Below are 18,777 nucleotides of genomic sequence, written 5' to 3'. Positions count from 1 at the left end.
TGTGTCAACTCTCACTCGCCCAGGCCGCGGAAGGCCTCGCTGCGTCGGCGTTCCTCATCCAGATAGACGTGCTCCTGAGCATCGGGATCCATGAAGTACAGTGTGATGAATCCTCCCGCGCTGCGGTTGTACAGGGGCCGCACGCGTTTCACGAAATCACTCACACGCGGGTGATCGAAGTGCGAGAGGTAGATGTCCATCCAGGTAAAGTACTGCGGATCCTTGAGAAAGCCCGTGTATTGCTCGAGCGGGGCGTAGTCGCCAAGAGCGGCCGGGTTGTCGAGGATCTCGAAGAGGAAATCGACCCCGTCGTGGATCGTATTGCCCTGGTACTCCAAGTCGAAGATGTCATAGCCCTGGCGATGGATGATCTGCATATTGGTGATCAGGTAAATGAGCGCATAGTTCTGGTAGTGCGTTGCGCGGCGACCACGGCTTACCTCGAGCGGCAGGGCTCCCTCTTCGGTCATGTCGTGCAGCGCGGAATAGATCGCGCTGACACCGAAGCGAAACAGCTCGTCGTCCTCGACGAGCACGCCGATCATGCTGGCGTAGAGCGCTCGGCGATAGAAGTGGTTGTTGCAACAGCTCTCCTCGGGCTGGCCCGGGAACGCCGAGTGCTGCAGGGCGAGCCCATGCATCCACTGCTCGATCTCCTTGCGCTCTCCCTCCATGCCATCGATATAGGGACGCACGATGGAGTAGGCCATGGCCGCGGCGAACAGCATCGATTCCGAAGCGAACCAGGCTTGGGGATCGTTCGAATCGAATACGAAGGTGGTCAACGCCTTGGCCTCGGCCCAGCGATGCAGGTATCGCACCAGGCACTCGGCATAGAACACGTCGCCGCTGGCGACGAAGGCGCCGGCAAGCCCCGAGACGCTATCCTCGAAGGCGAACAGCGGTTCACTGGCGAGTTCCCACTCCTCGGGACTGGGGTAGTAGCCGGGGATTGCGCCGCGGGTGGTGAGCGGCTCCTGATTGAGTAGCTGCTGGCAACTGGGCCCCAGCGTGCGCTCGTCAATTTCCTGAAGAAGAACGGCATTGTCGGTTTCACGCAGCAATTCCATGCGCGCCTCGACATCGAAATAGCTGGCATCGGGGTCGGTGACCCTGTACTCGGACAGGTCCAGCTCCATCCGCTCGTCGCGGGAAAGCAGCTCCGTGCTGTCGGCGCTGCTCCATGGCGCAACGAGCGCCAGCGTCACGAAGCCTGCCAGGCAATGGGAAAAGCGTCCTTTGAAAAGGGCAAGGGGCATGATCGGCGTCACTCCGTCGGCGCTCGAGAGGTATCGTCAGGTGCTGGGAACATAGAAGCGGAAGGCAGCGAAATCCACATACTGGTCTCGCGGTGTTCGCCAGCCTTCGCCGGTGCCGCCGAAGAAAGTGGAAAACATCAGTCCATCGATGGTGACCGAGGGCGAGGTACGATAGACGATATTCTGTTGTTCCAGCACCGGGCGCCCATCGACCCATAGCCGGGCGATGCCATTCTCCTGGCCGGGATCGTTGAGTATCACTTCCTGCTCGACGGTAACCCACTGGCCGAGAGGAAAACGCCAGAAGCCGCGTCCCACCGACTCGCCCTCGAAGCCGACCACATAGGGATAGAGCTCACCCTCTCCCTCCTCGCGCCACATCAGGCGCATGGAAAACCCATTCTTGCCGTTGACATCCTCTCCTCCAGACGGGGCTTCACCGCCATACAGCCCCGGTAATTTGCCACCCTTGACGAAGTCGAAATTCGCCGGGAAACGCACCATGTAGCTCAGGCACGCTTGCTCGGCCCCCTTCAGCGAGGGGGGATCGCTATAGAAGCCTGCCCCGCCAAGGGGCTCCTCGCCGGGCGAGGAAGTGCCGGCGGGGTAGTGCACGCGTAGCCCGGGTTCGTCGATCTCGGTGTGCTCGGCACCCAGGCGTTCGACGTTCTCCTCGGTGCCCCAGTGACGCTTGGTGTGGAAGCCTTCGCGGACCGCCGCATGGCCGTTGGCGGCCTGCCGCGGACGCGGCGATTCGGCCAGCGTATAACGCTGCGAGCAGGCTTCCTCTTGCGGAATGGCAACGACCGCATCCTCTGCCTCGTCGGCCAGCGTCGTCGTGGACAGAGCCGCCAGTCCGACGGCGGCCCCGCTCAGCAGTACTGATTGGATTGCGTTAGCCTTCATCGGCATTTTCATCGTCATCCTCCTGAATCGCAGCGCGATAGATGTCGTCGCCGAATTGAATCACGGTACGTACCCCCTGCCAGATCCGCTCCGAAGCGGCGCCGAGCAGGGGAGCCTCGGTGAAGCGCACGTCCACGGGCTGACCGACGCTGTCGGCGGGCAGAGGGTCTTCGGGCACGAGCAGCACGCTTGCGACGTTTTGCTGTTGGCGAACCCAGCTCGGGAAGCCGGCGCGGGGCTGGCGTTCGACGTCGAGAGCGACGTTGCGGACCCGGGCGCGGATCGGCTGGGAGGAGTTGGCCAGGGTCACGTAGGCCTGCTGGTTGGGCTCGATGCGGCTGATGTCGCTCATGTGAACCAGCGCCTCGACCAGTACGTCATCCTCATCGGTTCGGATCAGGGTCATGATCCGCTCGCTCTCGTTGATATAGACCCCGTCGGCGCTGCTCAGGGCCCAGGCCACCAGGCAGTCGCAGGGGCTGTAGATATCGTTGCTCGCCATGCGCGCCTCGAGGGCGGCGATACGGGAGCTTTCATAGTCCCGCACCGTCTCGAACTGATCGATACGCGCCTGGGCTATCTCGGGCGACACCGACTCGAAGGTCATGGTGTCACCGCTGGCCGGCTGCGCTGAATTGGCCAGGCTGACTCGCTGCGCGCCGCCTTCGATATTTTCGCGCAGGTTCTCGATCAACCGCTCGTTGTAATCCAGCGCCGCCTCGGCAAGGATCAGGTCCGACTCCAGGTCGCTGTTGACGACTTTGGTCAGGAGCTGGTCGCGCTCGACCCGGTCGCCGGCGGTCAGATCATGCTCACCCAGCAGGCCCGGCCCAGGGGCGCGAATGTCGATACGCGGCGCCGTGACGGCGGCGAAGCTGGGCTCGATCAGCATGAAGTTGCGGTAGGCCGTGGCCGCGCCCACCAGCACCAGCACGCCGATGGCGACGAAGAGCAGTATGTAACGGCCCATCGGCTTCGGCGGCCGTGCGGGTGGCTGCGGTTTGGTCGCCTTTCGCTTGCGCGGCGTCTGCGGATCCTCCCCCGCCATCAAGCCTTCGATATTGGGCGAACGGCCGCTGAGCGCACTGCGTATGATCTGACGCAATAGCTCGCGATGCTGAGGCTCGATCTCCACGATCTCGAAGCTGATGTCGTATCCCTGGCCCGCCGCCGAGGCGGTCGAGCGCAGGCACTCGGCGCGCAGCGGCACGATCAGCTCGGTGGCGCCTGCCATCATCAGCAGCGAGGCCGAGATTTTGTCGCCGGGCTCGAAATGGTGTTCGCTGTGAGCCGAGAAGCCGCCGAGCGAGACATCGTGTCCAGCGAGGGTCGTCTCGTCCCTATCATCGAGCGCTACACGGAACGGCAGCGTGACGCGGATATAGCCCCGCTCGTCGCGCCGTTCATGCTGCAGCCGGTCACCTTTGCTCAGGCGAGTGGCGTCGTGATTGGGGCTGCCGGACTCGGCGTGCCCTTGTTCGGTTCCCCTGGCTCGGTTCCCTCCGAGCGTTGGCTCGTGCCGCTTGGGGTCATCGTTGGAAAAGTGATCAGCCATCCGTAGGTCGCTCCTTGCGTCAAGGTCCCGCTGTCGCCACCTCTGCAGCGGCGACAGGTTCGACCCTGAGTCGTACGTTGACGAGAGTCAGGTCGTGTTCGTTGAGAGTCATCCGGCAATTGGCCTGCGTGGTGCACTGGACGTCGCCCTGGAGGGGTTCGCCGTCCGGCCCCAGCAGCCTCTCCGCCACGGCGGGGGAGACCGCGAGGGTGGTGGCTTCGGCCGTTCCGCTGATGCGCCGGGTGTCGGAGAGTGAGCCCTGCTCGATGGCATCGAGAAGCGAGCCTTCGAGCTGGAAGTACCCGGTGGGCAGATGAACGGTCTCTCCGTGGTTGTCGACGAGCAGGGCAGCGAGCCAGCGATCCAGCCGTTCGGGCTCGTGGTTGCGCTCCCAGCCCTGATCGAGAGCGATGTGCAGCGAGGCGCGGTCCGGCGGCTGCAGCACGCCAGTGCCGAGCATCAACGCGAACAGCATCACGCCGTAGACGAAGCCGTGCAGCACGTGCCCCATGCGACGCTGACGGCGCGCCGCCACCGGGTCATCGGGTTCTCCCGCCGAGATGCCTTGGCGCGACCACTTCTGCCGATTGAAGCGGAAGCTGACATAAGTCTTGAGAATCGCGCCCCAGACCTGGTTGTAGTAGATCAGCGGTATCCACAGCATGCTGTAGCGTCCGCGCTGCCAGGCCAGGATCAAGGTGGCGATGCCGCGGGTGAACAGAATCCACAGCACGTAGGCGAAGAAGAACGAGGGCCTCACGAACAGCGTGACCAGCGTGACCACCGTTGGGCCCACGAGGGTCGTCCACATGGAGAGACGCTGATCGATCAGGCTCCACCAGGTGAAGATGCCCATCGGGCGCGGTCCCAGGGCGATCGCTCGGTTGCTGGTACGCAGCATGTTGCCGTACCAGCGCCGCATCAGATCGGTGGTCGAGGCAAAGAAGCGGCGCCTGTCGGGCAACTCCTCGAAGCCCGTCACGAAGACGTCCGGTATGTAGATCATGCGCCAGCCATTCTTCAGCAGCCAGAACCAGGACGACTTGTCATCGCCGGAGAGGAACTTGAAGTTGCCGAATCGCCAGTGGTGGACATGGTCGCTCTCGATCAGTTCGATGAAGTCCGGCTGGGTCGCCAGATCGGCGCGGAATACGCTATAGCGACCGGTCAGCACCAGCAGTCGCCGGGACAGCGACATCGAACTCATCATCAGGTGGCGCTGGGCATAGCGCAGGTCGTACCACTCACGGGTGGCGTCGTTGCCGGTGACGACGGCCTGGTTGTTGGTGGTCAGCGCGCCCAGGTCATCCTGCGACACGAAGAAGGAGAGCGAGCGCGAGAGCGTACCCGGCTCGAGACGAATGTCGCCGTCCATCGAGATCAGCAGCGACCCCGGCGCCGGTAGGCGCCGGGAGATCGCACGCAGCACTTCAGCCATGGCCGAACGCTTACCGTCCCCCTTCTGGAACATGTAGCGCACCTCGACGTTGGACGGCCAGTCATGGTCGTCCATCACGTGAGTGATGACGTCGACGTCGGTGCGGTCCGATACCGAGGCGAAGATCGTCGTCGGCACACCGTAGTCGCGAGCCTCGCGGATCAGCGCATCGTAGACTTGGAAGTTCACCTGCGCCTCGATACGAAACGAGGTGCAGAGCACGAACAGCTCCGGTGGCCGCTCCAGCTCACCGACGGCATCCGCTTCGGCCCGCAGCTTGGGAAAGACGACCCGGTTGTACCAGACCGAACGCACGGCCTGGATGGCCCACCAGGAGTAGCGCCAGATGGCGATCCCGCCAATGACGAAGATGAAACTCTCCGACTCCGGCGAGAACACTTCCGAGGGCAACTCGCTGAGAATCACCACCAACAGCGCCATGCCGAACAGGAACGTGGTCAGCTCCGTGACTCGACTGGCGGTCGAATGGTTTCGGGGAGTGGGGGTCATGTCGACACCTCAGGCCAGCACAGGCCGCACGGAATCGCCCCGGCCGATACCGTAATAGGCAAGCCCGGCAGCCTTGACGGTCTCGGGCGAATAGAGATTGCGCCCATCGACGACCACCGGCTCCGCGAGCGTCTCGCGCAGCTTGGGAAAGTCGATGGTGCGGAAGGCCTTCCATTCGGTGCAGATGACCAGTGCATGCGCGCCTTCCAGAGCGTCGTCCCGGCGATCGGCCAGCACTAGATCGTCACGCTCGCCGTAGATACGACGACACTCCTCGGTAGCCTCGGGATCGTATGCCTGAACGTGGGCGCCCGCATCCCACAGGGCTTCCATCAGGGCGCGGCTGGGTGCTTCGCGCATATCGTCGGTGTTGGGTTTGAACGCCAGGCCCCAAAGGGCGATGGTCTTGCCGGCGAGCTGACCGTCGAAGGCTTGGCAGAGCTTCTCGAACAGCTTGTTCTTCTGTCGGGCGTTGACCCGCTCAACGGCCTTGATCATTTCGGCCGGATGACCGATTTCCTCGGCAGTGTGCGCCAGTGCCTTGACGTCCTTGGGAAAGCAGGAGCCGCCGTAGCCGCAGCCCGGGTAGATGAAGCTGTAGCCGATACGTGGGTCGGAGCCGATGCCGTGGCGAACCTCCTCGACGTCTGCGCCGAGACGCTCGGCCAGGTTGGCGATCTCGTTGATGAAGCTGATCTTGGTCGCCAGCATGGCATTGGCCGCATACTTGGTCAGCTCGGCGCTGCGCACGCCCATGAACATCATCTTGTCGCGCTGACGGTTGTACGGTCCGTAGCACTCCAGCATCGCCTTCTTCACGCGCTCCGAATCGGTCCCGACGATAATGCGCGAACCGCGCGAAAAGTCCTCGATCGCCGCCCCCTCCTTGAGGAATTCGGGGTTGGAGCAAACATCGAACTCGTGGTTCAGGCCGCGCTTTTCCAGCTCGGCGGCCACGGTCCGCTCGACCTTGCTGGCGGTACCTACCGGCACGGTCGACTTGTCGACGATGATCTTGTACTCGTCCATGTGTGCACCGATGGTCTCGGCGACCTTCAGCACGTACTTGAGGTCCGCGCTGCCATCCTGGTCGGAGGGCGTACCGACGGCGATGAACTGGAGCAGGCCGAATTTCACCGCCTCGGCGGCATCGGTGGTAAAGCGGATACGTCCGGCGGCCATGTTATTGCTGATCAGGTCCTCGAGACCGGGCTCGTAGATGGGGACTTCACCGGCGTTGAGGCGAGCCACTTTCTGCTCGTCCACATCGACACACATGACGTCGTGGCCGACGTCGGCCAGGCAGGCACCGGTTACAAGACCCACATAGCCAGAACCGAAGATGGTAATCCTCATGATCGTCGTCGCTCCTTGATGGTTGGGCCCCATTCATCCAAACGGCGCCATTGCGCCGGAGTTTGTACCGGCGTCACATGACGCTCAGGGCCAGATTGCGTGTTGTTGCGTGTCTTAAGGTAGGCAACATCCGCGCCAATTAAGCCAACCACCTTAGAAACAAAGGCTTGCAAGAGTCCAGGCAGGGAAATGAAGAAACAGTGTGCTAAAATGTGTCGCCAAAAACAGACATGCTGAGTCTTGAGTCGAGGTATGCTTGCAGATCAAGGGGTTGCACTGTCTCCAATTGGCGACGGTTACTCTATCTGACTAAGTAACTAATTGATGTTAATTGTTTTTTTGAGTAAGGCGGCGGTGTTACCGTCTGGCGACGTACCTTCACTCACTTGCTCGAGCGCGAACGCGCATCTCCATCCGGGCGAGGAAGACGCGCATGATGCGCTCATAAAGCGCGCGACCCAGGACGGTATCCTCGACACCGGCATCCACGTTGGGGTTGTCGTTCACTTCGATGACCACGACGCGATCCCCGGCCTGCTTGAGGTCAACGCCATAGAGGCCGTCTCCGATCAGTCGGGTGGCCTTGAGGGCGGCCTTGATTACGGCGGGCGGGACCTCGGCCGGGTCATGGGTGGTGAAGCCGCCGCTCTTCACCCGCGCCCCCGAGTGGTCGTAAATCTGCCAATGACCCCGCGCCATATAGTAGCGGCTGGCGAAGAGTACCTGGCCGCCGAGCACACCGATGCGCCAGTCGTATTCGGTGGGTAGCCACTCCTGCAGCAGCAGAAGGGCGGAATCCTCGAATAGGCGTCTGGCCTCGCGCTCGAGCTGTTCCAGCGACTCGATCTTGACCACGCCGCGAGAGAAGGAGCCATCAGGGATCTTGAGCACCATGGGAAAGCTCAGGCCGGCGACTCGCTCGGCCAGCGGTCGGCGGTCGCGCCGCTTGAGCAGCACGCCGTCGGGCGCCGGTACGCCACGGGCACGCAGCAGCGCGTGCAAGTACACCTTGTTGGTGCAGCGCAGGATGTCGCGGGGAGCATCGATCACCACCAGCCCCTCATGCTCGGCGAGTCGTGCCATGCGGTAGGTATGGTGATCCAGCGCCGTAGTCTCGCGAATGAACAGGCCATCGAATTCGGCGAGCCGGCCTGCGTCGCGGCGGGTGATCAGCGAAACGTCGATTCCCAGTTTGCGGCCGGCGCGAATGAAGGCTTTTAGAGCGCTACGGTTGCTCGGCGGCATGGCCTCCTTGGGGTCGACCAGAATGGCCAGATCGAAGCGGTAGCGGCGCCGCGCCTTCGGCGTGCGCCAGACCTTGCGTGAGTGGCGATTGAGCGCCACGGCGAAGAGATCCTGCTCGTCTGCGCTCAGGTCACGCAGTGTGAGCGGTTTGACCCGGGCCAGCCGCCACAGATCGTGGCGTCTTACCAGGCGTGCCTCGAGCAGGGGACAGGGAAGACGCTCGAAAAGCTTGCGCGCGAGCCGCGCCAGCTCGGGCTCGCGGCATTCACCGAACAGCACATGCAGGGTCACGCTGTCACCAGCGAGCTTGCCCCGACGCGCCAGTTCTCCCAGCAGCGGTGCCAGCGAATCCAGTTGCAGGTCGACCAGGGCCTTGCGCGATAGCTCGTTGAGCGTTTCCACCGAGGGCAACACGCGCTGTCCGCGCGCCTGAGCGAGCAGCGAGACGTAATAGCCGGTGCCAAGATAATCGAGCTCACCGCAAAGATTGATCACGTGCGTGCTGCGGTCCTGATCGGCGGCGGCGCGGTGACGCCGATCCAGGGCAAGGAAATCGTCGGCGCTGACCAGGTCTTCGGAGGGGTAGTAGGGCTGCCAGTCTTCCTGTCGGTCGACAACGATACGCAAGGGACACATGGGCGAATTCCATTCGGTTGGCGAGGGCGGCACTAGCGCCGGTGAATGTCGCCAGCATGCCGTCGCATCTCGTGGTCGACAAGCGTGACGGCGGGTGAAATGATTTCATCGTCCCGACTGGCAGACTTGTCGGTGATACCCCTTTGACTGGTCCCTCTCGGGAGATGACTGAATGACCGTCACATTGCGCCAGGCTCGTCCCCAGGACCTGGATGCGCTTTATCGCCTGGAACTGGTCGCTTTCAGTGGCGACCGCTTCACTCGGCGCCAGCTCTGGCACCTGCTCAACCGGGCGCATGCCGAAAGCTGGGTGGCAGAGAACGACGGACGCCTGCTGGGCTATGGCACCCTGCTGTTTCGTCGCGGCAGCGTTCGCGCCCGGCTCTACTCGTTCTGTATTCATCCCGAAGCGCGTGGCAGCGGATTGGGCCGACGTTTGCTCGAGGCGCTGGAGCATCAGGCTGCGGCACGCGGGGCTCAGGCGCTCGGGCTTGAGGTGCGTGCGGACAACCGCATCGCTCTGGGGCTCTATCGGCGCATGGGGTTTCGCCTCGAGCGCTGGCTCGAGGCTTACTATGAGGACGGCTGCGCCGGCTGGCAGATGGTCAAGCCACTCGATGCGTCGGCGTCGCTTCCGACGTAGGCGCGCAGGGTGCGACCTTGGCTGTTAGACTTCCGACATCACCGGCAATCAGGACAACGCCATGCCTTCCTTCGATATCGTTTCCGAGTACGACAAGCATGAAGCCAGCAACGCGGTCGACCAGGCCAACCGCGAGATTCAGGGGCGTTTCGACTTCAAGGGCGTCACGGCGAGCTTCGAGCTCAACGACGATACGGTTCAGCTCGAGGCCGAAGTGGATTTCCAGCTCAAGCAGATGCTCGACGTGCTGCGCAGTCGGTTGATCGCGAGGGGCATCGACGCGCGCTGCATGGAGGTTCAGGAGCCCGAACTCTCGGGTGTGCGGGCGCGCCAGGACGTCAAGCTCAAGCAGGGGCTGGAACAGAAGGAGGCCAAGGACATCGTCAAGCGCATCAAGGACAGCAAGCTCAAGGTGCAGGCACAGATCCAGGGTGACAAGGTGCGCGTGACCGGCAAGAAGCGTGACGACCTGCAGCAGGTGATGGCTATGCTGCGCGGCGAAGAGGGGCCTGACCTGGCCCTTCAGTTCGACAATTTCCGCGATTGATCGACCCCCTTGAAATTCAGCTCGACGCCACTAATTGTTCGATTGCAAAAGCAGGGTGCCGAACAGGCACCATCCGCTATGCGTCACGTAATCGATGAGATCGAACAGGAGGTGGCGTATGAATCTGCAGAAATTCTCTCCGTGGAACTGGTTCAAGAGCGAAAGTGCCGATGCGCCCCGGCCCTCGGTGCCGGCGGAAGCCCGGCATGGCGAGATTTCTCCGCTGCTGGGCATGCATCAGGAACTGGATCGCTGGATGGACAATGTGATGCGCCAGTTCGGTATGCCGAGCCTCGGGACTCGCTTCGGCGATGTGCCGAGCCTGTTGCGTCCCCAGCTCGATATCGCCGAGCGCGACGATGAGTACCTGATCAGCGTCGAAGTGCCGGGCGTGGAGGAGAAGGACATCAAACTCTCCCTCGAAGACCATCGCCTGGTCATTCAGGGCGAGAAGCGGCAGGAAAGCAGCTCCCGTGAGGATCGCTACCAGCGTATCGAGCGCGCCTACGGCAGCTTCCGTCGGGTCCTCGACCTGCCTAGCGATGCCAGGCCCGATGGCATCGAGGCGTCCTTTTCCAATGGGGTGTTGACCGTTCGCGTTCCGCGCAACCCCGAGGCAACAGCGTCGAATCGCCGCGAAATCCCCATCCGGTGACATGGCGCTGAGCCTCGTTCTCTCGCGAGCTCGCCTAGGGGCGAGCTCGCTGTCTTTCGATACGCCCGCCGCCACGGTAGAAGGCGTTGAACGTCGCTATAGCCACAGGCGATTGGCTCCCGCAGGGTGAATAGGCTTCAATGTAGGCAAATGGCATGCTTCGCCTCGGGAGATGTACATGCATTCGCTAGGTCGCGCGTTCTACATCGTCCTGGCCTGGATCAGCTTCGGCCTCGGTGTCATCGGCATGTTCCTGCCACTGATGCCCACGACCTGCTTCATGCTGCTGGCCGTGTGGGCGGCAACGCGCGGCTCGCCGCGCTTCGCCCTGTGGATTCGCGAACATCCCCGCTTCGGCCCGACCGTGGCGGCATGGGAAGGGGAGAGGGCGATCCCACGCCATGCCAAATGGCTCGCCGGAGGAATGCTGACGCTTTCCATCCTGACCCTGCTGCTGACTCTTAGTCTTCTGTGGCTGAAGATCGCCCTAACGATCGGGCTGGCACTGTTGGGGCTCTGGATCGTCACGCGGCCCGAGCCTGCCAGAGTGTCGGCGGGTGGCGTGTCTCCGGTGCGTTTGCTGCGGCGCTGAGCCGGCGCCTTTGAGGTTCGGTAGTCGGCACCCTTACAATGGCCCTCGACCATGGACAGGAGCCATCCCGATGTCAGAACCCAAGCCGACTTATCGACACGACTATCGGCCGCCCGCCTATCGCATTCGTCACACTGAATTGCGCTTCGACCTTGATCCCGGCGCGACCCGCGTCCAGGCCCGCCTGCATGTCGAGCGGCATCCCGAGTGGCAGGCCGGCGAGCCGCTCGTGCTGGATGGCGAGCAACTGGTCCTGAAGTCGATCGCCATCGACGGCCAGGCGCTGGCCGAGGACGAATATGCATTGAGCGATGCCGGCCTGACCGTGCATCGCCCCCCCGAACGCTTCCTGCTCGACACCGTGGTCGAGATTGCACCGCGGGAGAACACGGCGCTGGAGGGGCTGTACCTCTCCAACGGCATGTACTGCACCCAGTGCGAGGCCGAGGGGTTTCGTCGGATCACCTACTATCCCGACCGACCCGATGTCATGGCCACCTTCTCCACCACCGTGGTGGGCGACAAGGCGAACCTGCCCGTGCTGCTATCCAACGGCAACCCGGTGGAGCGGGGCGAACTGCCCGATGGCAGGCATTTCGTCACTTGGGACGACCCGTTCCCCAAGCCCAGCTACCTGTTCGCATTGGTGGCCGGTGACCTGCAGAAGGTAGAGGACCGCTTCACCACCATGAGCGGGCGAGACGTTACCCTGCAGATCTGGGTAGAGGAGGCGAACCTGGGCAAGACCGACCATGCCATGACCTCGCTCAAGCGGGCCATGCAATGGGATGAGCAGACCTACGGACGCGAATACGACCTGGACCTGTTCATGATCGTGGCGGTCGACGATTTCAACATGGGCGCCATGGAGAACAAGGGGCTCAACATCTTCAACTCGGCGGCGGTGCTGACCCATACGCATACCGCTACCGACGCCGCCTTTCAGCGCGTCGAAGGGATCGTCGCCCACGAGTACTTCCACAACTGGTCGGGTAACCGAGTCACCTGTCGCGATTGGTTCCAGCTCTCGCTCAAGGAGGGCTTCACGGTGTTTCGCGACCAGTGCTTCTCCGCCGACGTTAACTCGGCCCCGGTGAAACGTATCGAGGACGTGGCCTTCTTCCGTACCGCCCAGTTCGCCGAGGATGCCGGCCCCACCGCTCACCCGGTGCGTCCCGATCATTACATCGAGATCAGCAACTTCTACACCCTGACCATCTATGAGAAAGGCGCCGAAGTGGTGCGCATGCTGTGCAACCTGGTGGGCTGGGAGGCCTTCCGTCGCGGCAGCGACCTCTATTTCGAACGCTTCGATGGTCAGGCAGTGACCATCGAGGATTTCGTCGGCTGCATGGCCGAGGCCTCCGGGACGGATCTTTCGCAGTTCATGTTGTGGTACTCCCAGGCCGGCACTCCGGAGATCGACGCACACGGCGAGTACGACTATGCCCATGCCGAGTATCGTCTCACCCTGCGCCAGCGTACCCCCGCCACGCCCGACCAGCCCGAGAAGCAGGCGCTGCACATTCCCGTTCGCATGGGGCTGGTGGGAACCAAGTCCGGACGCGACCTGGCGCTGAACCTGGACGGCGAGTCGCTAGGTAGCGATGGAGTCATCCACCTGCGCGAGGCGGAGCAGACCTTCATCTTCACCGACGTGCCCGAGGCGCCCGTGCCATCGCTGCTGCGGGGCTTCTCGGCTCCGGTGCAGCTGCGCTTCCCCTACAGTCGCGAGGACCTGGCCTTTCTGCTGGCCAACGACTCTGACGGTTTCAATCGCTGGGACGCCGGGCAACGGCTGGCCATGCTGGCGCTGGACGATCTGATCGCCGCCCACCGCAACGGCGTCGAGAAGGTCATGGATCCGCGCGTGGTTGAGGCCTTCCGCGCCCTGCTGGAGCGTGGCAGCGACGACAAGGCGGTGATGGCCGAGATGTTGACGCTGCCCAGCGAAGCCTACATTGCAGAGCAGCAGCCTTTGGTGGATGTCGAGGCGATCCATGCCGCGCGCACCTTCGTCAAGCAGTCGCTGGCCGCGGCGCTGGGCGACGACTTCCTGCGTCTCTACGAGGAGAATCGCAGCGAGGCTCCCTACGCGCCGACACCCGAACAGATCGGCCAGCGCAAGCTGAAGAACGTGGCGCTCTCCTACCTGATGGCGATTGAGGACGAGCAGGCGATCGAGCTTGCCCAGCAGCAGTTCGCGGCCGACCACAGCATGACCGACGTGCGTCATGCGCTGACGCTATTGACTCACAGCAGTCGCGAAGACCTGGCCGACCCGGCGCTGCGCGCCTTTGGCGAGAAGTGGGCCCACGATCCGCTGGTCATGGACCAGTGGTTCGCCATCCAGGTCACCCGGCCGCAGGCGGATGCCCTGGAACGTGTCAGATACCTGATGGGACATCCCGCCTTCTCGCTGAAGAATCCCAATCGGGTGAGGGCGCTGGTAGGCACCTTTGCCAACCAGAACCGTATCAATTTCCACCGTGCCGACGGCGAGGGTTATCGGTTGCTGGCCGACGTGGTGATCGAACTCAACCGGCTCAATCCCGAGATTGCCGCGCGACTGGTCACGCCGCTCACGCGCTGGCAGCGCTTCGACGAGCCTCGCCAGGAATTGATGAAACGCGAACTCGAGCGTATCCGCGCCGAGCCTCTCTCTCCGAATGTCTACGAAGTGGTCGAGAAAGCTCTGGCGCAGTGAGCTCCATCTTGGGCGAGGGGATAGCGCGCAAGCGGCAGCCCCTCGCCCGATCACGTCTTCGCCCAATCAATAGATCAGCCAGCTCAGGACGGTTACGCCTAGCACCGCCCAGATCAAGGTGGCGAACAGGCGTCGGCGCAACAGGGCGCGCAGCGCCAAGTAGAGCAGCCACAGGCCGAGCAGGAGAACCCCCAGGCTGATCAGCGTGGGTGGTATGCCCAGCGCGTTCGTCAAGGCATCGAAAAAGTTGCGCACGGAAGCGCCCAGGTTCTGGAAGAAGACAAGCAGCAGGTCAACCACGAAGCGGATGATCTCGCCCAAGGTGCGGCCAAGCCAGGTGAAGAAGTCCTGCATGGAATCTCTCTCGTTGTGAAATAGAAAACTGTCGTCGATCAGCCGATCTGCTGCGTCACGGGGGGTACACCCGCATTCGCGGCGGCGCTGTCCGCCAGGGCGCGCCCCGCCTCGTCATAGACGTGGAAGACCGCATTGGCTCCCAGTTCGCGAATCGGCTCGATCTCCTCGGGGTATTCGACCACCGCCGTGATGCGACCCGGAAACTGGCGATTTCGCAGCTGCTGCAGGGCGAACAGATTGCCCGAATGGTGCGGCATGGCCAGTATGACCAACTGAACGTCCTCCGACATCAATAGCTTATCCCAGAAATCCGAATCCACCGCATCGCCCTCCAGCAGGTTGAAGCCTCTCTCGCTCAGCTCCGCGACGGTTTTCGGATTGCTATCGATGCCCAGCACCCGCAGGCCATATTCCTTGCGCAGGCGTCGGTAAACGCTGCGCCCGATGCGTCCCATGCCGAGTACCACGGCCTGTGCATCGCCGATTTCGATCGGTCGCTCCCGGGGGGGCAGGTCGACCTCCCGTGACGGAGGCAGCAGGCCCTCGACGTGGCGGTATACGCTCTCGCTTACCATATTGAGTGCCGCGGAGAAGGCGAAGCTCATGGCCACCGCCAGCGACAGCACGACCAGCCACTCCGGTGCCAGCCAGCCTGTCGAAACGGCCAGGGCGCCCACGATCAGGCCGAATTCCGAGTAATTGGTGAGGGTCAAGGTGGCCAGCAGCGAGGTGCGGCGGCGCATCGGAAAGCGCATGAAGATCAGCTGATAGAGCAAGCTCTTGAGGGGGAGCGCGGCGACCAGCAGCAGAGCGATGCCCAGCATTCCCCAATCCGGTGTGCTGGTAAAGCCGATGCTCAGGAAGAAGCCCACCAGCAGTAGCTCCTTGAGATTGAACATCGAGCGGGACAGGTTGCCGGCAGCGGGATGTGGGGCCAGCAGCAGGCCGACGACCAAGGCGCCGAGATCGCCCTTGAGCCCCACCGCATCGAACAGGCCATAGCCGAGCACCAGCGCCAGGATCATGCCGAAGAGCATCTGCATCTCGCCATGCCCGAGGCGATCCAGCGTTTGGCGCAGCAGCGGCGCCAGTGGGATCAACAGCAGCAATCCGATGGCCCAGGGGCTCGGTAGCTCGCCGGACGAGGCCGAAATGAATACCACGGCGAAGACGTCCTGCATGATCAGCACCCCGATGGCCAGGCGGCCATGGGCAGACTGGGTCTCGCTTCGCTTCTCAAGGACCTTGACCACGAAGACCGTGCTCGAAAAGGAAAGCGCGAAGCCCAGGAGCAACAGCGTGGCCCAGGTGGCGTCACCCAGCAGCCTCAGTCCCAGCCACTTGAGCGCTCCGAGAATGGCGAGAAAGAGCAGGCTCGACCCTATCATGTGCAGCGAGGCGCTTCCCCAGACCTCGCCCTTGAGCAGGTGGCGGACGTTGAGCTTCAAGCCAATGCTGAACAACAGCAGGGTCACCCCGACATCCGCAATGGTCGTCAGCAGGGGGGTCGACTCGTAGCCCAGCATATTGAGGACGAAGCCGGCCGCCAGGAATCCGACCAGCGGCGGAAGGCGGACGGCCAGAGCGGTCACGCCGCCGAGGAAAGCGGCTACGATGTAGGCGGCTTCGATCATCTATCCCCATGTTCTGATAATGTGTCCGAGGGCTGAGTGTAAGAGTTTGCTTCGCAAAATGGCACTGGCGAGGTCTTCATCGGCAGCCGGCGACGAGGAGATAACATGCAAATCACGACAATCGTGCTACTGGTAGCGCTGGCCCTGCTGGTGATCTACGGCGTCAGCATATACAACCGCCTGGTGGCGTTGAAGAACCGCTACCAGAACGCCTTTGCCCAGATCGAAGTGCAGCTCAAGCGCCGTTACGACCTTATTCCCAACCTGGTGGAGACCGCCAAGGCCTACATGGCGCATGAGCGCGAGACGCTGACGGCCGTCACCGAGGCGCGCAATGCCGCGCTGTCGGGACTGCAAACCGCGGCCGCCCGTCCGGGCGAGCCCGGCGCCATGGCCGAGCTGGCCGGCGCCGAGGGGGCGCTGGGCGCCGCCCTGGGGCGGCTCAATGTGGTCATGGAGGCCTATCCGGAGCTCAAGGCCTCCGACAACATGCGCCAGCTCTCCGAGACGCTCACCAGCACCGAGAACCGGGTGGCCTTCGCCCGCCAGGCGTTCAATGATGCGGTGATGCAGTACAACACCTATAAGCAGAGCTTTCCGCCGGTGCTGTTGGCAGGGCCGCTCGGGCATCGTGAGGATGCGGCGCTGCTGGAGTTCGACGACAGCGCCGAAATCCAGACGGCTCCGCGCGTCGGTTTCTGACGGCTCGCGGCCATGGATTTCTTCGGTGCCCAGGCGCGAGCCAGGCGACTGACCCTCTGGCTGGTCGCGCTGCTGATCGTCGCCGTACTGGGTATGGTCGCTGCCGCCGTGCTGGTAGTGGCCTTGGCCACGGTGCTGCTGGAGGGCGGCCAGCCCGGCGGCGATCCGTTGGCCCGCGTGCTGGACCCGCGGCTGCTTGGCGGCGTGATCGTCGGCGTGCTGGTGGTGATCGTCAGCGGCAGTCTGATCCGGCATTTTCAGCTTCGCGCCGGCGGGGCCGCGGTGGCGGAGGCCTTGGGCGGTCGCCCCATCAATGGCGACACGCGCGATGCCGAGGAGCGCCGCCTATTGAACGTGGTCGAGGAGATGGCCATCGCTGCCGGGCTTCCCGTGCCGGCGGTCTATGTCCTGCCCGAGACCGCCATCAACGCCTTCGCCGCCGGACACACGACTCAGGATGCGGCCATCGGCGTGACCCGTGGCGCCATTCAGGCGCTTACGCGTGATGAACTGCAGGGTGTGATCGCCCATGAGTTCAGTCACGTCCTGCATGGCGATATGCGCCTCAACATGCGTCTGATTGCGCTGCTGTATGGCATCCTGGTGATCGGTCTCGTCGGTCGCATGCTGTTGCGAGGCATGGCGACACGACGCGTGGTGCGCGGCTCGCGCCGCGGCAATGGTCACGTCGTGCTGCTTGCTGCCGGCGTGGCGCTGATGGTGGTGGGCTTCGTGGGGACCTTGTGCGGCAATCTGATCAAGGCCGCGGTCAGCCGCCAGCGCGAATACCTGGCCGATGCCAGTGCCGTTCAGTACACCCGCAATCCGGCGGGCCTGGCCGATGCCCTCAAGCGCGTGGCGGCCCAGGGGTCCGAGCTGCGTACGGCTCGCGCCGAGGAGTTCAGTCATCTCTTCTTCGGCAGCGGGTCGCGTCACCTGAGCCGGCTGACCGCCACCCATCCTCCGCTCGAGACGCGCATTCGACGTCTCGATCCCGAGTGGAACGGCCACCTGCCCGAGCCGCATCCCATGCATGACCGAGTCGGTCCCGGGCAAGCCTCGCATGCCGAAGATGACGCCGAGCGGCGGCGGACAGGCGCTCCGGCAAGCGGTCTGGTCCATGTGGCCGGCACGGCGCCGGCGCGACGGATCGGGGAGCCGCGCGACGAGGATCTCCGCCAGGCGCACCGTACACTGAGCGATCTCGACCGTCGTCTGCTCGAGGCCGCGCACGAGCCTTATGCCGCCCGGGCGCTGGTCTACGGCATTCTGATGGGGGCCGATCCGGCCAGCCGAGCGCGCCAGCGCCAGGCCCTGATCGAGGCGGCGTTACCGGAAGTTCTCGTCGAACTCGATCGCTTGATGCCAGCCTTGGCCGAGCTCGAACCGGGCCATCGGCTGCCGCTGATCGAACTGGCGCTGCCCGTGCTGCGTCAACTGGCGACGACCCAGTACGCCCGTTTTCGCGAATGTCTCGCCCGGTTGATGGCGGCCGAGAACGAACCCGGTATGCTGCAGTGGGCGCTGCATCGCCTGGTGATGGTCGGCATCGAAGGCGTGATGCCGAAGGGCAAGCGGCAGACCGGCCTGGAGCAGAACGTCGAGCCCATTGGCCGGCTGCTATCGAGCCTGGCACTGGCGGGCGAGGTCGACGTGGCTCGGGCGCGGGAAGCATTCCGGGCGGCTGCCGTAGAGCTGGGCTTGTCGCTGACGTTCTGTCCCGAGCCGGCAGCGCCCCAGGCGCTCGATCGGGCCCTGGCGCACTGCAGCGGGCTGGGCGGCGATGAGCGCAAGCGGCTGGTCAATGCCCTGGCTTGCTGCGTCAGCCACGATGGCTGCATCGCGGCGGGTGAAGCAGAAGCGCTGCGGACGGTGGCCTGGTCGCTCGAGTGTCCGCTGCCGATCGCCATGGGCGACTGAGCGGGAGGGATCGTTTCCCTTCCGCGTTGTCCAAGTTTTTGAACTTGCGAACCCGGCGGCTTGCAGCGGCTCCCGGGCTCTGCTGCAATAAGGCCCTTTTGCTGGCCTCTAATGG

At 63.6% G+C, this 18,777-nt stretch carries 15 protein-coding genes; 7 read left to right on the top strand and 8 right to left on the bottom strand.

All coding sequences use genetic code 11. From position 1 onward, the window contains the following. Positions 1-11: 11 nt before the first annotated feature. The 6 genes from CYJ07_RS02515 to CYJ07_RS02490 form a co-directional block, all read right to left on the bottom strand. On the bottom strand, positions 12-1,259 hold the full coding sequence (locus CYJ07_RS02515) for an alginate lyase family protein (protein ID WP_104202102.1): 1,248 nt from the start codon (positions 1,257-1,259) through the stop codon (positions 12-14). Positions 1,260-1,295: 36 nt separating this feature from the next. Next, complete coding sequence (locus CYJ07_RS02510; RefSeq protein WP_231489508.1) at positions 1,296-2,165, bottom strand: polysaccharide lyase; 870 nt, start codon at positions 2,163-2,165, stop codon at positions 1,296-1,298. Continuing rightward, a complete protein-coding gene (locus tag CYJ07_RS02505; RefSeq protein WP_104202101.1) occupies positions 2,155-3,720 on the bottom strand; it encodes a PilZ domain-containing protein in 1,566 nt (521 codons plus the stop codon). The genes CYJ07_RS02510 and CYJ07_RS02505 overlap by 11 nt, the downstream gene beginning before the upstream one ends. Positions 3,721-3,739: 19 nt before the next feature. Then, positions 3,740-5,668, bottom strand: a complete 1,929-nt coding sequence (locus tag CYJ07_RS02500) for a glycosyltransferase (RefSeq protein ID WP_104202100.1) — start codon at positions 5,666-5,668, stop codon at positions 3,740-3,742. Positions 5,669-5,677: 9 nt separating this feature from the next. After that, the gene (locus tag CYJ07_RS02495) at positions 5,678-7,024 is read right to left on the bottom strand and encodes a UDP-glucose dehydrogenase family protein (RefSeq protein ID WP_104202099.1); all 1,347 of its coding nucleotides are present in this window, start codon (positions 7,022-7,024) and stop codon (positions 5,678-5,680) included. Between the two features lie 378 nt (positions 7,025-7,402). Then, positions 7,403-8,905, bottom strand: a complete 1,503-nt coding sequence (locus CYJ07_RS02490) for a RimK family protein (RefSeq protein WP_104202098.1) — start codon at positions 8,903-8,905, stop codon at positions 7,403-7,405. Positions 8,906-9,077: 172 nt separating this feature from the next. On the opposite strand from CYJ07_RS02490, the gene CYJ07_RS02485 reads away from it, so the two are divergent. The 5 genes from CYJ07_RS02485 to pepN all read left to right on the top strand — a co-directional run bounded on the left by CYJ07_RS02485 (position 9,078) and on the right by pepN (position 14,049). Next, a complete protein-coding gene (locus CYJ07_RS02485; protein ID WP_104202097.1) occupies positions 9,078-9,548 on the top strand; it encodes a GNAT family N-acetyltransferase in 471 nt (156 codons plus the stop codon). A gap of 61 nt (positions 9,549-9,609) precedes the next feature. Further along, on the top strand, positions 9,610-10,095 hold the full coding sequence (locus CYJ07_RS02480) for a YajQ family cyclic di-GMP-binding protein (protein WP_104202096.1): 486 nt from the start codon (positions 9,610-9,612) through the stop codon (positions 10,093-10,095). Between the two features lie 118 nt (positions 10,096-10,213). Continuing rightward, positions 10,214-10,750 (top strand): Hsp20/alpha crystallin family protein, encoded by a 537-nt coding sequence (locus CYJ07_RS02475; protein ID WP_197038239.1) that lies wholly within the window; start codon positions 10,214-10,216, stop codon positions 10,748-10,750. A gap of 178 nt (positions 10,751-10,928) precedes the next feature. Further along, a complete protein-coding gene (locus tag CYJ07_RS02470) occupies positions 10,929-11,342 on the top strand; it encodes a YbaN family protein (RefSeq protein ID WP_104202094.1) in 414 nt (137 codons plus the stop codon). Positions 11,343-11,412: 70 nt separating this feature from the next. Further along, positions 11,413-14,049, top strand: a complete 2,637-nt coding sequence (gene pepN, locus CYJ07_RS02465) for an aminopeptidase N (RefSeq protein WP_104202093.1) — start codon at positions 11,413-11,415, stop codon at positions 14,047-14,049. A 66-nt stretch (positions 14,050-14,115) separates the two neighbouring features. Here the strand turns inward: pepN and CYJ07_RS02460 are convergent, their stop codons facing one another. Together CYJ07_RS02460 and CYJ07_RS02455 are read right to left on the bottom strand one after the other, a co-directional pair. Further along, positions 14,116-14,403 (bottom strand): hypothetical protein, encoded by a 288-nt coding sequence (locus CYJ07_RS02460; protein ID WP_104202092.1) that lies wholly within the window; start codon positions 14,401-14,403, stop codon positions 14,116-14,118. Between the two features lie 38 nt (positions 14,404-14,441). After that, a complete protein-coding gene (locus CYJ07_RS02455; RefSeq protein WP_197038238.1) occupies positions 14,442-16,040 on the bottom strand; it encodes a cation:proton antiporter family protein in 1,599 nt (532 codons plus the stop codon). A gap of 105 nt (positions 16,041-16,145) precedes the next feature. Between CYJ07_RS02455 and CYJ07_RS02450 the strand changes: the two genes are divergently transcribed. Both CYJ07_RS02450 and CYJ07_RS02445 read left to right on the top strand, forming a co-directional pair. Further along, positions 16,146-16,742 (top strand): LemA family protein, encoded by a 597-nt coding sequence (locus CYJ07_RS02450; protein WP_104202091.1) that lies wholly within the window; start codon positions 16,146-16,148, stop codon positions 16,740-16,742. Positions 16,743-16,754: 12 nt separating this feature from the next. Then, complete coding sequence (locus CYJ07_RS02445; RefSeq protein WP_104202090.1) at positions 16,755-18,662, top strand: M48 family metallopeptidase; 1,908 nt, start codon at positions 16,755-16,757, stop codon at positions 18,660-18,662. Positions 18,663-18,777 lie beyond the last annotated feature (115 nt).

It is taken from the genome of Billgrantia saliphila (assembly GCF_002930105.1).
Classification (GTDB): domain Bacteria; phylum Pseudomonadota; class Gammaproteobacteria; order Pseudomonadales; family Halomonadaceae; genus Halomonas; species Halomonas saliphila.
Note: the sequence above shows the minus strand (reverse complement) of the source record. Positions and strands in the feature narration are given on the sequence as shown.